13 protein-coding genes are annotated in these 14,191 nt (G+C 68.9%); 3 read left to right on the top strand and 10 right to left on the bottom strand.

Features of this window, described 5'->3' with window-relative positions; genetic code table 11:
- Window positions 1-233: 233 nt before the first annotated feature.
- Window positions 234-1,541, top strand: coding sequence for a PucR family transcriptional regulator (locus tag NS2_RS32120; RefSeq protein WP_081986331.1), 1,308 nt, complete (start codon window positions 234-236; stop codon window positions 1,539-1,541).
- Here NS2_RS32120 and NS2_RS32115 read toward each other — a convergent pair.
- From NS2_RS32115 to NS2_RS32085, 7 genes are all read right to left on the bottom strand, one after another.
- On the bottom strand, window positions 1,472-2,797 hold the full coding sequence (locus NS2_RS32115; RefSeq protein WP_045439901.1) for a lipase family protein: 1,326 nt from the start codon (window positions 2,795-2,797) through the stop codon (window positions 1,472-1,474). The genes NS2_RS32120 and NS2_RS32115 overlap by 70 nt on opposite strands.
- 54 nt (window positions 2,798-2,851) lie before the next feature.
- Window positions 2,852-3,904: an esterase/lipase family protein gene (locus tag NS2_RS32110; protein WP_045439898.1), complete on the bottom strand. Its 1,053-nt coding sequence runs from the start codon at window positions 3,902-3,904 to the stop codon at window positions 2,852-2,854.
- 166 nt (window positions 3,905-4,070) lie between these two features.
- Window positions 4,071-4,727 carry a TetR/AcrR family transcriptional regulator gene (locus tag NS2_RS32105; RefSeq protein ID WP_033091064.1) on the bottom strand — a complete coding sequence of 219 codons (657 nt, stop codon included), beginning with the start codon at window positions 4,725-4,727 and terminating at the stop codon, window positions 4,071-4,073.
- A 32-nt stretch (window positions 4,728-4,759) separates the two neighbouring features.
- Window positions 4,760-5,884 (bottom strand): AAA family ATPase, encoded by a 1,125-nt coding sequence (locus NS2_RS32100; RefSeq protein WP_033091056.1) that lies wholly within the window; start codon window positions 5,882-5,884, stop codon window positions 4,760-4,762.
- A gap of 34 nt (window positions 5,885-5,918) precedes the next feature.
- Window positions 5,919-6,176 (bottom strand): Ada metal-binding domain-containing protein, encoded by a 258-nt coding sequence (locus NS2_RS32095; RefSeq protein ID WP_033091057.1) that lies wholly within the window; start codon window positions 6,174-6,176, stop codon window positions 5,919-5,921.
- An 8-nt stretch (window positions 6,177-6,184) separates the two neighbouring features.
- On the bottom strand, window positions 6,185-6,895 hold the full coding sequence (locus NS2_RS32090; RefSeq protein ID WP_033091065.1) for a 2OG-Fe(II) oxygenase: 711 nt from the start codon (window positions 6,893-6,895) through the stop codon (window positions 6,185-6,187).
- Window positions 6,811-7,395, bottom strand: coding sequence for a methylated-DNA--[protein]-cysteine S-methyltransferase (locus NS2_RS32085; protein ID WP_081986333.1), 585 nt, complete (start codon window positions 7,393-7,395; stop codon window positions 6,811-6,813). The genes NS2_RS32090 and NS2_RS32085 overlap by 85 nt, the downstream gene beginning before the upstream one ends.
- A 174-nt stretch (window positions 7,396-7,569) precedes the next feature.
- Between NS2_RS32085 and NS2_RS32080 the strand changes: the two genes are divergently transcribed.
- Together NS2_RS32080 and NS2_RS32075 are read left to right on the top strand one after the other, a co-directional pair.
- On the top strand, window positions 7,570-8,505 hold the full coding sequence (locus tag NS2_RS32080; protein ID WP_143161297.1) for a phytanoyl-CoA dioxygenase family protein: 936 nt from the start codon (window positions 7,570-7,572) through the stop codon (window positions 8,503-8,505).
- Window positions 8,506-8,847: 342 nt separating this feature from the next.
- On the top strand, window positions 8,848-9,300 hold the full coding sequence (locus NS2_RS32075; protein WP_200885927.1) for a MarR family winged helix-turn-helix transcriptional regulator: 453 nt from the start codon (window positions 8,848-8,850) through the stop codon (window positions 9,298-9,300).
- Here the strand turns inward: NS2_RS32075 and NS2_RS32070 are convergent.
- The 3 genes from NS2_RS32070 to NS2_RS32060 all read right to left on the bottom strand — a co-directional run bounded on the left by NS2_RS32070 (window position 9,257) and on the right by NS2_RS32060 (window position 14,104).
- The gene (locus tag NS2_RS32070; RefSeq protein WP_145961812.1) at window positions 9,257-12,184 is read right to left on the bottom strand and encodes a hypothetical protein; all 2,928 of its coding nucleotides are present in this window, start codon (window positions 12,182-12,184) and stop codon (window positions 9,257-9,259) included. The two genes, NS2_RS32075 and NS2_RS32070, sit on opposite strands and share 44 nt — an antisense overlap.
- A 121-nt stretch (window positions 12,185-12,305) precedes the next feature.
- Window positions 12,306-12,674, bottom strand: a complete 369-nt coding sequence (locus tag NS2_RS32065) for a P-II family nitrogen regulator (RefSeq protein WP_033091060.1) — start codon at window positions 12,672-12,674, stop codon at window positions 12,306-12,308.
- Window positions 12,674-14,104: an ammonium transporter gene (locus NS2_RS32060; RefSeq protein WP_081986332.1), complete on the bottom strand. Its 1,431-nt coding sequence runs from the start codon at window positions 14,102-14,104 to the stop codon at window positions 12,674-12,676. Before NS2_RS32060 ends, NS2_RS32065 begins: the two co-directional genes overlap by 1 nt.
- Window positions 14,105-14,191: the final 87 nt, after the last annotated feature.

Raw genomic sequence — 14,191 nt, 5'->3', positions numbered from 1 at the left:
CGACACTAGAAGGGGTTTCGCGGCATGGTCGACCCGGTGGTAGTTCAGGGACCGCGGCCGCTTGCGGGTGATCTCCCCGGCCGAGTCCGCACTTCCGATACCGGCGGTCGTGCGCTCGACCGGCCGGAACCCTGGCGGAAGCGATCAAGCATATTGCCGCGCATGGTGACCCACGCTACAGTTACGCTCCAGTAGGAACGCTGGCGTTCCCATAGGGTTGCGGAGGAAACGGCATGGAACAGGCATCGAGTTCCGCGGGCACGGCACGGCACCCGCTGGCCCCGTACGGATCCGCCGAAACCGCCACGGCCGCACCGATCTCCGATCCGCTGCGCGATGCGCGCGGGCTGTCCGCCGCGCTGGTGGCGCACTTCGCCGAGCACGTGGCCCGCTGCGGCACCCTGCCCGGCGACGCCCTGCGCGGGGAGGTCACCACCGTCACCCGCACCTGCCTCGAACTCGCCGCCGGAGTCCTCGAGGGCCGTGACGTGAGCGCCAAAATCGAACGCCTGCAACGCGCGGGTGCGGACTGGGCGCGCGAGGGCATCCCCATCGGGACCATCCACCGGGCCGTGCACGACGGGTTCGCGCTCGGTTTCGACCTCATCGTGGACGCCACCGGGTCCGAGGACTACGCGCGGCTGGCCGTCACCGCGCGCCGGCTGTTCGAGGTGCTGGCCATGGTGGATTCGGCCTTCGCGGTGGCCTATGTGCGCGAGCACCGCGCGGTGGTCGCCGAGCAACACACCGCGGTGCACACCGTGGCGTCGGCGCTGCTGTCCGGGCACAGCGCCGCCACCATGGCGCGGGCGGGCGGCATCGAGATCGACGAGTCGTATTACATTCTGGCCCTGAGCATTCCGACGCATCCGGGGGAATCCGATCCCCGGGTGGACGGCGAGGTGGTGGCCCGGCGCAAGCTGCGGCGCATGCAATCCGAGCTGGCCCACCGCTGCGCGGGCCGGGCGCTGTCGCTGCTCAGCGCCGACGGCGGTACCGTACTGCTGCCCGCGAGCCAGGTCACCGCCGCCGAGATGGCTGCCCTGGTGGCCGGATTGTCCACGGCGGCACAGGTTCCCATCACCGCCACGGTGATCCACGCGGAGACGCAACGCATTCCGGACGCCGCCGAGCAGGCGCACGAACTGCTGGACATGGTGCACCGGCTCGAATGCCCGCCGGGGCTGCACAGCTTCGACGAGCTGGCCATGGAATACCAGCTCACCCGCCCCGGCCCCGGCCGCGAATACCTCGGCACGCTGCTGGACCCGCTGGACGAATACCCGGAGCTGCTGGAGACGCTGCGCCGTCACATCGGCAACGACCTGAGCCGGCGGCACACCGCGCGGCTGCTGGGCGTGCACACCAATACCGTCGACAATCGGCTCAAACGCATCGGACAGCTGACCGGATTCGATCCGGCGCAGCCGTCCGGGCTGTGGTACCTGCGCTCGGCGCTGGTGGCGCGGAGCTATCGGAAGGCCGAGCGGGTGCGGATCGGGCGACCCGACAGCATGGCCGCCAGCAGCGCGACGAAGTGACCGTGCTCGGCGAGGGCGCGCGGCGAGGCGGCCACCGACCACACCGTGCGGACCTCGGCCGGGGGCAGCGGGCGGCCCGCGAGCCGGTCGGCCAGCCAGTCGACCATGACCGGAATCGCGATGAACTGCAACGGAAGATGCGCGCTGAGGCGGTCGCGCAGATAGCGGACGTGCGCGCCGCGGGCGCGATAGCGCTGCACGTGGGCGTCGACATCGGCGACCGCGATCACCTCGTCGTTGACGCCCTGCACGACCAGTAGCGGCATGGCGGGCGCGTGCACGCCGGGTCGGATGTCGTCGAGCACCGCGCGCATCTCGAGGCGGGTCAGCAGCGCGCCGAGACCGCCCCGGATGTGCCGGTTGGCATTTCGGCCGAAGTAGCGGGCCAGCAGCGGGAAGGTGGCGATGGACTCGGCGCGGTCGAGCAGGGCGAGGTACTCGTCGGAGACGATGTCGCGCACGGTGTCGTCCAGGCCCGGGTAGGCGCGGCGCAGTCCGGCGGTGAAGACCATCGCGAAACCCGCGAAGGGCGAACCGTTCAGGCGGACGAACGCCTGTGCCGGATCCCCCACCGGGGAGCCCGCGACCGCACCCGCGATATCGAGTTCGGGGGCATAGCTCGCCGCCAGTTCAGCGGCCCACGCGGTGGCCAGTCCGCCACCGGAGTAGCCCCACAGGCCGATTCGGGTGCGCGGGTGCAGTCCCAGGGGCTCGAAGCGCAGGGCCGCGCGCAGGCCGTCGAGGGCGCGGTGGCCGGGTTCGCGGGCCGCGCCGAAATGGCCGTTGGGGCCCTCGTGGTCGGGCACCGAGACCGCCCAACCGCGCGCGAGAGCGGCGGCGATGAGCGGGAACTCCACCTGCGGGATGGCGCCCAGCGCGCGGGCGCCATGCTGTAAGGCGTAGGCGGGGAAGCACTTCGGCGCGACCGCGTCGATGGCGCACTGGAACGAGACCAGCGGCCGGTCCGGTGACGGCTCGGCATCCCAGGGCAGCAGGACCGTCGTCACCGCCGCCTCCGGCCGCCCCTCGAGATCGGTGCTGCGGTACAACAATTGCCAGGCCCGGACCCGCTGCGGAATCCGCCCGAGCAGCCCCAGCCGCACCGGACGTGCGCGCAGAATCGTCCCCGGCGCAACCGATCCCGGATCGATCGGCGAGCGGTGGAACGGATCCAGGACCGGCAATAACGGCCTCGTTCTCGGACGCTCGAATTCCCCTGTGAATCCGCCTGTTTCGACCACGTCGCCGATAGTCATCGTGTTCCTTTCCGAGCTGAGGGAAGTTTCGGGAGCCAGGCCCGGAGCGCATCGCTAGATGTGGCCACTGCCGCCGATCATCCAGGGGTTGAAGGTGCAGACCAGATTCGGGTGCGCGACCGGGTCCAGGGCGCGCAGGGCGATGGAGGCCGCGCGGGGCGAGTACATGATGGTGAGGTGGTCGGAGACGTCCTCGGGGCAATCCTGTTGCAGCGTGATGTTTTCCACGGTGGCATCGGGGCCCGGGGTGAGGAAGGTCCAATCGTAGGGGTTGGAGATCGCGTCGTGGGTGGTGCCGACCGCGGTGTAGGCCACGCCCGGCACGGTGTCGCCGCCGGTGTTCAACTTCGCGTAGAACGGCGAGCCGACGACCTGCTGGGTATTGGACTGGCCGATGAGCGGCTGATAGAAGCCGAGAATGTCGAGACCCATGTTCGTGATGAACCGGCCGAGGCTGGCCAGCCCCAGCAGCGAGGTGCCGTGCGTGGTCGCGCCGAAGCTGATGACCTTGCCCACTTTCCCCTGTCCGCCCTCGAATTTCAGGTACTGGCTGGTGACCGGTCCGCCCTGGGAGTGCGCGATGACGTCCACGGCGGGCGCGCCGGTGGCGGCCAGCACCCGGTCGACGAACTGCCCCAGCTGTCGCGCGGAGTCCTCCATCGGCCCGACACCGTAGCGGCCCGGCAGGATCGCGCCGAAACCGCCGCCGCCGAGCGGGGTCTCGCGGCCGCAATTGAAGGCGAAGACACAGAATCCGGCCCGCGCCACCTGCGGGGACAGGAACGAGAAGCTGTCGTAGGTATTGAGCCAGGTGCCGTGCACCAGCACCACCGGGCGCGGGTGCTCGGCGGTCGGCTTGCAGTGCCAGTCATTGGCTCCCGGAGGCGCCGCGTCCGGATGGGTCAGGCCGTAGCCGAAGGCGGCCAGAAAGGCCGTCATCTCCGGGCCGGAATCGACGGTGTCCGAAGCGGTGCTGACCATGCCGGAGCTGGAACTGCTGCCGGTATCGGCCGGTTCGGACACGGCCACGCCGGTGGCGCACGCGACCGCGAGCGCGGTGGCGCCGGTGAACACCGCGCTGCCCAGGGTACGGATGGTCGACCTCATGAATTCTCCTACTGCCTCAGCCGAATCCGACCGAACGCGTCGAATCCGATTGCGACCGTAAGAGCCCGGTGTGGCCCGTGTCACCGACCCTGTGCCAGGTGACAGTGCTCGACCCCGTGCGCGGCGGGCGATTGTGGCTGCCAACAGCCCGGGCCGATCGACCGCTTCAGGGCGCGGGTGTGCTCGCGATGGCGATGGCGGTGCGGGTGAACAGCGGCACCAGTTCCGGCAGCGCCTGCGCGCCCTTCTGGTGCAGGCAGGCGCGCACCCGGTCGTCGATGCCGCCGAGCAGCATGTCGATCATCTGCCGGTCCGGTTCGGCCGTCAGATCACCGTCGCGCACGCCGATGCGCGCGACCGCCATGATGTAGTCCGCGAACCGCTCGTGCACCCGCAGCCGGTGCTCCACCAATCCCGGCCCGGCGGCCAGGGTTTCGACATACAGGGCGCGCGCGGCCCCCGGCTGCAGGGCGAGGACGTTCAGATATATCTCGAAGGAAATGCGCACCCGCTCGGCGAAATTCACGCCCTCGAGCCCGGTGACGGTTTCCCGCAGTTGTTCCAGGGCCGCGCCGACCGCGAGATCGTATGCGGCGGCAAAACATTCGTCCTTCCCGCCGAATACCGAGTAGAAGGTCCGCCGCGCCACCTGCGCCCGGGTGACGATATCGGCGACCGTGGTGGCCGCGAAGCCCAGTTCCCCCACCGCGTCCAGCACGGCGGTGCACAACCGCCGATACTGCGAAGCCTCCACCTGTTCGCGCGTCAGCCCGTGCCGGCCACGCGGCAACGGCCCCTGCTCACCGACGGTTTCCACACTCACGTCCCCAGAATAGGTTTCCACGTCACCAGCCACTAACGGTCCGGCCAATACCAGGCCGGTTCGTCCAGCAATTTATGTCCCGCCACCGTCGTCATGCCCTCCCGTTTCACCAATTCGATCATGTTCGGTGCGTCCGCGTACTCGTCGATGACACCGATCAATTCATCGGAGTGACTCACCACCACCAGCTGGGTGTCCTCGGCGGCGCGGGCGATGAGACGGCCCAGCGGGTCCAGCAATTCCGGGTGCAGGCTGGTCTCGGGCTCATTGAGCACCAGCAGCCGCGGCGGGCGCGGGGACAGCAGCGCGGCCGCGAGCAGCAGATAGCGCAGGGTGCCGTCGGACAGCTCCGGCGCGGCGAGCGGGCGGAACAGCTTGGGCTGGTGCAGCAGCAGTTCGAAGCGGCCGTCGTGACTCGCGATCTCGATACGACTGCCCGGAAAGGCGTGGTCGACGGCCTCGGCCAGCGCTTCGGCAGCACCGATCTCGATGATGGTGCGCAGGGCCGCGGCGGCGTCGGCCCCGTCGTGCGCGAGTGCCATGGTGCGGGTACCGATCTGCGGTGCGCGGGCCGGGGCGGCCACATCGGTGCGCAGATGGTCGTAGAACCGCCACGACCGGATGCGTTCGCGCAGTACCAGCAGGTCGGGGGCGCGCTGCGGGTCGGCCAGTTCGGCGAGCATGGAGTCGTAGGGTTTGACGGTGTGCGGCACCATGCCCCAGCCGCCGCCCTCCTCACGCAGGCGCACCACCGGTCCGCCGCGATCGGCCAGCAGCGTGGAGGGTCGCAGCACCGGCCCGGCCCAGACCGCTTCGGATTTGATCTCCGGATCCGCGTTGAACATCGACTCACCCGGAATGGGCAGGCCCAGCTCGGCCGCATAGCCGAAATCCTCCCCCGCGAACCCGACCCGCAGCACCAGCGGCGTATTCGGGCCCGAGCGTCCGGGCCCGGCGAAGAAGGTGGATTCCAGCCCGCCCTCCCGGGCCAGCCCCGCGACCGCGCCATTGCGGGAGAAGTCGGCCAGCAGCCGCAGGACCCGGTAGAGACTGGATTTGCCGCTGCCATTGGCCCCGGTGACCACATTGACCCGGCCGAGGGGTACCCGCAGGTTGCGCAGGGACCGGTAGTTTTCCACGGCCAACGTGGTCAGCATGGGGACCAGAATATTAGCTACCGACTGGTCTGCATCAATTGGCGTGACGTGCTCGCCATGCGACATACGCCGTGCGCGAGCACACCGCACACGGGCGATACCCGGCCGCCACCGCGGTGTGCTCGTCGGCGAAGAACACCCGATGCGGCGCGTAGCGGCCGCGGGCGAGGGCACGCAGGGCGGCCGGGCAGTCGAGGCGACCGTAGATCCGCAGCCGGCGGTGGCCGCCGAGCGTGCCCGGGGTCGGGCTGCGGTACGGGCGGCCGTCCGCGCCGAGCAGGGTGTAGGCCATGACCGCGTTCAGGCTTCGTGGAAGACGAGGCCCAGCGTGTGCCGCCGACCGGAGCGCACCACGCTCACACCGTGCCGCATCGGCGCGGCCGACCAGCGGTGGGAACCGCGCACCGGGCGGTCGCGGGTGGTGAAGATCAGGCCGTGCCCCTGAGGCAATGCGATTGCGGCACCGCGTGATTGGGCACGTGGGCGCTGCTCGACCATGAGGAACTCACCACCCGTGTAGTCGACGCCGGGCGCGTCCAGACCGATCACGACCTGGAGCGGGAACACCAAGTCCCCGAACAGGTCCCGATGCAGCGCATTCCAGTCGCCCGGGCCGTAACGCAGCAGGATCTGCGAACTCTTCACCTGGCCCGCCCGATGGCACCGGGCGATCCACTCGGCGAAATCTTCCGGCCAGGTGCCGGGCCGCCCCGATCGTGCGGCCCAATCCCGGGCAATGGGAAGCAGTTTCGGATAGAGAGCAGCCCGCAACTCGGCCACGAGCGGCGGGAGGTCGTGGGTGAAGTACCGATACTCACCCGAACCGAACCGGTGCCGTGCCATGTCGACAGTCGACCGGAACCGGGTCTCATCGTCGTAAAGCCGTGTGAGCGCGTGACATTCGTCCACGGCGAGGAGTTGCCCCATCAGTGCGTGCCCATGCTCGTCGAGCTCCCCGGCCAGGGCCGCCCAGTCCTGCTGGGCGACCCGTCCGGCCCACACCGATGGCACAGTGGCGGCGGCGCCCACGCCACCCGCTCCAACTCCAGCAGCCGCTGCTTGCGCTCCACTCCCCCGGCGTAACCGGTCAGGGATCCGTCCACGCCGATCACCCGGTGGCACGGCCGCACGATCAGGAGCGGATTCGCCCCGATCGCCGACCCGACCGCCCGAACCGCGGCCCGCGGGGCCCCGATCCGCCGCGCGATCTCACCGTAGGTCGTGGTTCTCCCGTACGGGATCTCGTCGAGCGCGCGCCACACCCGCCGCTGGAATTCGGTTCCGCCCTCGCCGAATCGCAGGTCGAACCCCGTATGATTCCCCGCGAAGTAGGCGGCCAGCTGCGGCACCACGTTTGCGAACGCTTCCGCATCGGCCACCCAATCCGCCTCCACCAACACGCTCTTACCGCCCGCCATCGACACCGCGGTGAGGATCGTCTCCCCATCCTGGATCTCCCCCACCAGCAGCAGTTCCCCGACCGGGCTGGCCATCGTCGTGAACACGGTCATCGCTTCCTCCTTGATCGGTCCGTCTCGTTCCACCAACCACTCTGGACGACCGGAGAAGCGATAACCGGCGGAAATCGGCCATGGCGGTGGCCGCATTCGGACACCCCCGCCGCGGTAGGCGCGAGGCCGGTAATTCATTGGCGGAGACAGCGATGCCGAGCCGATACTTCTTGCGTGGATCTCGCTCAGGCACGCGCGGATTGGCTTCGGCAAGGGTTCGTGATGCTGCCCGGACATCTGCCGAGCGAGGTTCTCGGGCCCGCCGTCGCCGAGCTCGGGACGATGTTTCCCACGGCCGCCGGGTTTCACGACGGCAGCGATCCACGCCGGGAGCGGTTCCTCGGCGACGAATTCGCCGGAATCGACGTCTTTCCGTTCGAGGGCACCGAGGTAAGTCTGCTGCCGGTGCACGACCTGCTCACCGATCTCGCCCGAACCCTGCTGGGCAGCGCCGATATTCGGCTGTACGGGGCCGACGCGTGGGCGAAGTACACCGGGGCGGCCGATTACGATCAGGATCTGCATCGCGACTACCTGAATCACACCGTGCTGGTGCCCAGTTCCGCACCCGAGTATCGCCAGGTGGAGATGTTCGTCTTCTTGGCGGACGTCCCCGAAGATCGCGGCCCGCCGCATCTGGCGCCCAGAGCCATCACCGCAGGCGCTCGCGCGACACCGAATTGGTTTCCCGCCAAGGGATCTCCCCAACAGGACCGGTTCACCGCCACCGGCAACCCCGAATGGTACGAACACGAAAAATCCGCAGCAGGCCCGGCCGGAACGGTAACAGCGTTCGAATTCGGCACCTTCCACCGAGGCACCGCGATGACCCCGCCCCGGCGGAGCGCGATTCACACTGCACCTGAGCTATCGGCGAGCCGACGCAGAATGGGGCCAGCGCGAAGGTTGGGCGAATCGCAGCCACGAAGCCGCCTGGTACCGCTTCGTGGACCGCGCCACACCACGCCAACTCGAACTGGTCGGCTTCCCACCACCGGGCCACCCCTTCTGGACCCCAGAAACATTGACGGGCCTCGCCCTCCGCTATCCCGGGCTCGACATAACCCAGTGGTGGTGAAACCACCCCTGAGCAGGTGGTCGCGTCCCTAACCCGAGCCGGAGCCTCACCAAAGGTGGGGCCCCTTGGGTTGCTTGCGCCCCGAATACTCATCCGCCGACCCCAGTCCACGGACTGCACAGATTTCGTTCCAAGACAACCCATCCCGATCTTTCTGCGATAGTGCGGGATGCCGTGGCCGCCCCAGCGGTGCGGGGGCTGGGGCTGCTCGCTTCGCTCGCAACCCAGCCACCCCCTCTCCCTCATCCAGGCGTCCTTGATCTTTTCGTCTTTTGGCTCTTCGTCCTCTGGCTCTTCGTCTTTGGGCTTTTCATCCTTCGAGTATTCAACAGCCACACTTGCAAGTTTAGCTGTCTATATGCCATGCTGGGCGGGTGAGCACGAAGGGTCGGATGAGATCCGCCACCGAGGTGGTTGCGGCAGCCGGCGAGCTGCGGGTCGTGACCAGCCGATTACTACGCCAGTTGAGGTCAGCGCGGGCAGGCCTCGAGATGACGCCGTCGCAGGCAGTCGTGCTCAGCCGCCTCGGAACCGAGGGAGCGATGTCGGTGGCGGATCTGGCACGGGCCGAGCGAGTGCGCCCCCAGTCGATGCGAACCACCCTCGCCGCCCTCGAGGACCGGGGCCTGGTCATCCGAGGCGCGCATCCGACCGATCAGCGCCGGGTACTCATGTCACTCAGCGAAGAAGGACAACGACTGCTCCGCGTGGCGCATGACGCCAAGGAGGACTGGCTCGTCAACGCCATGCTCACCAAACTTTCACCGGCCGAGCAGGATTCACTCATCGAGGCAATTCCCCTACTGGCTCGGCTGGTCGAGGACTGAACGGAATCAAACCCTCCTGGAAAGGGACCGACTCTTGACGTCGAACCTGCTGGATCCGGCCAGGTGCTCGCCGCGCTCGCTGTTTGAGGTGAGCACGGGACCACAGCGCTGGCCAGCCTCCCGCACCCAGCCAGGCGGCGGGTACGAGCAGACCGGTGCGGGAAAACTGGTCGGCGAATTCGGCTTTGTCCGTGCCCAGTTCGAGAGCCGCGGGCCAGGCCGCCGCCCACGGGCCCTCGGAGTCGGACAGGGAGGTCGCGGGGAAGCCGGGCACGACATCGGCACCGGGGCCGGTGATCGCGGAGACCGGGATGCGGTGCCGGGACGCGGCGGTGGTGGCGAGCACGAGCGGGCAGAGCAGGTCGGGAGTGGGGTGCCGGGTTAGGGCGGCGGTGAAGGACGCGTCGCCGGTGCGGGCCAGGCGAGCCAGGATCGCGCGGATGCGGTGGGCGACCCGGTCTTGATTGCGGGCCGCGGCGATGTCCGGGTCTTTCGCCAAGGTGCGCAGCACCTGCGATGGCAGCGGTGCGTCGGCGGTCAGGCCGCGCAGGCGTGGGTAGCGGGCGAGTACGCCCGGGTCCAGGGCCTCGACGGCGGCCGCCAGCGGGCGAACGCCGGTGGCCGCCCACAGGCGCGGCAATATGGACGGCCGGCCGTCGAGGGCCTCGACACACAGCAGGGTCGATCGTTCGATGCTCGAACGACGCAGGGCGGTCAGTGTTTTGGCGTCACCCTCGGTGTCCCCCGCGAGCGCCGCCAATTCGCGCAGCGCGGACTCGGATTCGATCTGCGCCTTCCGGGCCGCCTCCCGCAGCAGCGGCCCCACCTCCCGCACCGGATTGGCACCCGAGCGCCGATTCCGCACGGGCGGTTCGACATTCACCGACTCCATCGGGTCGACTTCGGGCTCCGCTGCCCGCAAACTCCCGGCCCAATCCCGGACCGCCTGCAACAGTGCGGAATCCGGTTCATTGTTGAACCGCGCCTTGATCTCGTCGACCACCCACCGAGCGCCCACCGCCCGTAATTCCACATTCGCCCGAATGACATCCGACTCGTCGCGAATGGCGACCAGAATGCTGCGCCCGCGCACGGCTTCGGCCTGATACCACGGCCCCGCAATACAATTGCCCATGTAATCCGACCACTCGGCCAGCCGCCCCGCATTGCGTGCGATCTGAATCCGGAAGGCGGTGCCGGGCAGCACCGCACCCTCGTAGGCCAGCACCGGTTCGGCGACGACGAACTCATTGGACAGCGTCTGCGCGACCGTGCCGCTGCTCATCAGCCCGGCGCACAGCCGATTCCAGTCCCGGCAGCGGGCCGGGGCCGTCGCGCCCAGGGCGAGCAGCTGCGCCGCGCCCGCCACCGCGAGCGGAATCGAATCCACGCGCGGGGTCAGCGGTTCGGGCCGCGGCACGTCGGGTTCCAGCACGACGCAGGGGATCTGGAAGCCGCCGTCGATCTCCGCGGCGGCGTGGCCGCGGGCGCGGGCGATGGCGTCGGCGAGGTCGGCCATCCAGAGCATGTCGGAGGCAAGCTCCCGGGTACCGGCATCGGCGGCCAGCCGCTGCGCCAGCGACGGTGCCGGATCCTCCACGGTCAAAGGCTCGTGCAGCCAGGTGGCGGGAGTGTGCGGCGCGGTGTATCCGGCCACCTTCCGCCAAGCGCGCAGCGCGTCGGAGTCCCAGCCGTCCGGGCACTGCCGCCACGACAGCTCAGAGCCGAAGGCGCGCTCGCACGCCTCGTAGACGACGGTCGCGTAGGCGAGCGCGGTCGAGATGCGGACGCGGACCAGCTTCTCGAAAGCCGCGTTCCTGGGCCGATGTTGACGCAGCCACAGATCGATGTCCCGGAGCCGGCAGGCGGGCCGCGCGGGCAGCGGGCTCTGCTTCGCGACGAGCCGGCACGCCCGCTCGAGTTCGCCGTCGTCGGACAGTGTCGAGACGACGGTGATCTCCTCGCGCACCCGCGCGAGCCCCGCGTCGATGCCGCACTCGTGAACGGCGATGGCCGTCTTCAGCAATACCGTGGCCGCGAGCGCGTCCTCGATCCTCCGCTCGACGGTGTACCGCCAGAAGTCTTCCCACGTCGGCTCGAAGTGCAGCGCCGTGATGAGGGTGGGTTCCGAGATCCCGGCGGTCCGCATCTGCTCGGCCTCGTCGAAGTGCCGATAGCGCGCACCCAGCGCCGCCACCACCGACAGGTCGTGACTCGCGGCCAAGCGCCGCCGCATCAGTTCGGCCGTCTGTCCCGCGCAGACCCGTTCCCACAGATCCAGCAGCAGCTCCAACCGCCGTGGCCGCGTGAACGATTCGAGCACCTCGCCCAGGTTCTCCGCCAGCGCCGAGGGCACCGCGTCGGAGATCGGATCGACGTCCTCGGGTGCGGTCAGGGCGAGGACCCGCACCAGCTGTTCGGGCCCCAGCAGATTCGCGGCGGCCGACGCGAGAACCACCGCAGCCCACCGGCCTTCCCCCATGGCCTGTTCGGCGGCGGCACCGACCGGTTTGGTCGCGGTGACCCCGAACAGCGCCACCAGCGTCGCGGTCCGCTCCCCCAGCCGCCACGCCCCGCCGACCCTCAGCACCCGCAGCGCCGCCAGCACGGCGTCGCGCCGGTCCCCGCTCGCCCCGGCCAGCCGGGCCGAGGTGAACCCGTCCCCCAGATCGATTCCGGCCCCGGCGATCACCGGTCCGCCGAGTTCCATCAGTCCCGCCAGATCCGCGCAGGCGATGGCCACCCGCGCCGCATCGCTGTCCCGCTCCCTCAGCACGACCGCCGCGCCCGCGGGCCCATCGTGAGCGATCTCCTCGCCGGTCTCGACCAGCCACGCCCGCCGATCCCGTCCGGCCCCGATGCCGAACGCCAACCGCACTGCCAAACCCGAACTCCCACCGGTGAACTCCGCGCGCCGCGCACGACGCGACTCCCGCCCCGACCTTACGATCGGGGCGGGAGCTCGGCAATGATGTTTTCGGCAATGACGGCGATGTTCCCGGCGATCACAGCCGTCTGGCGTCGATCATCCAGATCTGGATATTCGAGGACTGGTGGTTGGAGCCGATGCCGCCGATCATGTGTACCAGATCGCCGACATCCTCGGTGCGGGCCAGCAATTCGACCCGCAGCCCCGCGGAGACGTCGGTTTCGAAACGCTGACCGCGGTAGCTCTCGACGCGGTTGTCACCGTCGTCCACCCGGTAGACCTGGGTGACCACCATGCGCCGCACGCCGACGGCGGCCAGGGCCTGTTTGATCTGATCGAACAGGCCGGGCGGCAGCACCAGCGTCAGTAGCTTCGCGTCCGCGCCGCCGCCCGGGTCCATTTCGTGAGAACCGATCATGCCGCCCAACTGCAGCGGCGACGACATCAGGATTCCTTGGCCGGAATCTCCGCTCCGTCCTGCTCCACCGGCGCGTGCGAGCGCACCGGAGGAGCCTTGCGCAGCACGCTCGTCTGCGCGCTGACGAGGGTGTCGTCGGGGTAGGCCTCTTCCTCGTGCGCCCCGATATCGCCGGTCTCGAGCACTTCATCGGGCATCCGCAGGCTCATGAAGAGGCTGAGCACCTTGAGGATCACGAAGGTGACGAAGGCGTCCCACACGATGACCGTCGCGGCCGCACCCGCCTGCCAGAGCAGCAGTTTCGGATGGTGCCCGTAGAGCCAGCCGCCGTAGGTGGAGTCCGGCGCGCCGCCGGTGCCCAGGTACACCTTGATATTCGGGTCGGCGAGGATGCCGACCAGCATGCCGCCCGCCAGCCCGGCCACGCCGTGCGTGTGCACCACGCCGAGGGTGTCGTCGACCTTGCGGAACAGCCGGGTGCGGCCCAGCTTGTTCCAGGACAGCCAGACCAGCGTGGAGGCGACCAGGCCGATCACCATGGCGCCGAAGCTGTTCACGAAACCGGCCGCCGGGGTGATGGCGACCAGACCGGCGATCATGCCGTTGACCGCGCCCAGGAAGTTTGGCCGCCGCGACGGACCCGCGAACATGTCCCAGATCACCCAGGTCAGCACCGCGCACGCGGTCGCCAGGTTGGTATTGATCACGGCCAGTGAGGCATCCGAGCCCGAGAAGTACGGGTCGCCGCCGTTGAAGCCGTTCCAGCCCAGCCACAGGATGCCCGCGCCGGCCGCGGCCATGGGCAGGTTGTTCGGTACCGCGCGTGCTCGATCCCGGGCCAGCCGGGGACCGATGACCGCCGCCGCCACGAAACCCGTGGTGCCCGCGGCCAAGTGGATGACGTACCCGCCCGAGTAGTCGAGCGCGCCCATCTGCGACCACCAGCCGCCGCCCCAGATGAGAAAGGCGTTGACCGAGTAGGCCAGTGTCGACCACAGCGGCACGAAGATCAGCCACACCTTGAAATTCATGCGCCCGATCACGCTGCCCAGGAACAGCAATGGCGTGATGGCCGCGAACACGAACTGGAAGTAGGCCAGGGTGGTCTCGGAGAACCGGAACTGCGGCATGAGTCCGTCGAGCAGCGGAATCACCGCCTGCTCTTGATTATTGGAACCGAGAATGGTGTGTGGCTTACCGATTGCGGCCCGCAGGATTCCTGGGCCGAGTTTGACGGGTTCGCCGAACCCCATCTTGAAGCCCCACAGCACCCACACCACCAGAACCAGCGAGAATCCGGTGAATGCCATGAGCATGGTATTGACGGCCCATTTGCGTTGCACCAGACCGCCATACAAGATCGCGATACCGGGTATGCTCATCAGGCCGACCAGAGTCGCGGCCATCAACTGCCAGGCATTGTCGCCGGGGTTCAGCCAGTCGGGATACGGTGACATGTTTCAGCGCTACCTCACCGCGGAGCGAGCAGGCACCAGACTCACTCCAGCACTAAATTACGTTGTGGCATAAGGTGTCTAGTGTCC

This window comes from Nocardia seriolae NBRC 15557 (assembly GCF_007990715.1).
Taxonomy (GTDB): domain Bacteria; phylum Actinomycetota; class Actinomycetes; order Mycobacteriales; family Mycobacteriaceae; genus Nocardia; species Nocardia seriolae.
Note: the sequence above shows the minus strand (reverse complement) of the source record. Positions and strands in the feature narration are given on the sequence as shown.

What these genes read in the sequence shown, in the direction of transcription:
- NS2_RS32085 (WP_081986333.1), bottom strand. Translation starts at nt 7,395, where the DNA reads ATGACCGTGTTCACGACGATGGCCAGCCCGGTCGGGGAACTGCTGCTG.
- NS2_RS32115 (WP_045439901.1), bottom strand. Translation starts at nt 2,797, where the DNA reads ATGACTATCGGCGACGTGGTCGAAACAGGCGGATTCACAGGGGAATTC.
- NS2_RS32120 (WP_081986331.1), top strand. Translation starts at nt 234, where the DNA reads ATGGAACAGGCATCGAGTTCCGCGGGCACGGCACGGCACCCGCTGGCC.
- NS2_RS32065 (WP_033091060.1), bottom strand. Translation starts at nt 12,674, where the DNA reads ATGTCGTCGCCGCTGCAGTTGGGCGGCATGATCGGTTCTCACGAAATG.
- NS2_RS32060 (WP_081986332.1), bottom strand. Translation starts at nt 14,104, where the DNA reads ATGTCACCGTATCCCGACTGGCTGAACCCCGGCGACAATGCCTGGCAG.
- NS2_RS32100 (WP_033091056.1), bottom strand. Translation starts at nt 5,884, where the DNA reads ATGCTGACCACGTTGGCCGTGGAAAACTACCGGTCCCTGCGCAACCTG.
- NS2_RS32110 (WP_045439898.1), bottom strand. Translation starts at nt 3,904, where the DNA reads ATGAGGTCGACCATCCGTACCCTGGGCAGCGCGGTGTTCACCGGCGCC.
- NS2_RS32095 (WP_033091057.1), bottom strand. Translation starts at nt 6,176, where the DNA reads ATGGCCTACACCCTGCTCGGCGCGGACGGCCGCCCGTACCGCAGCCCG.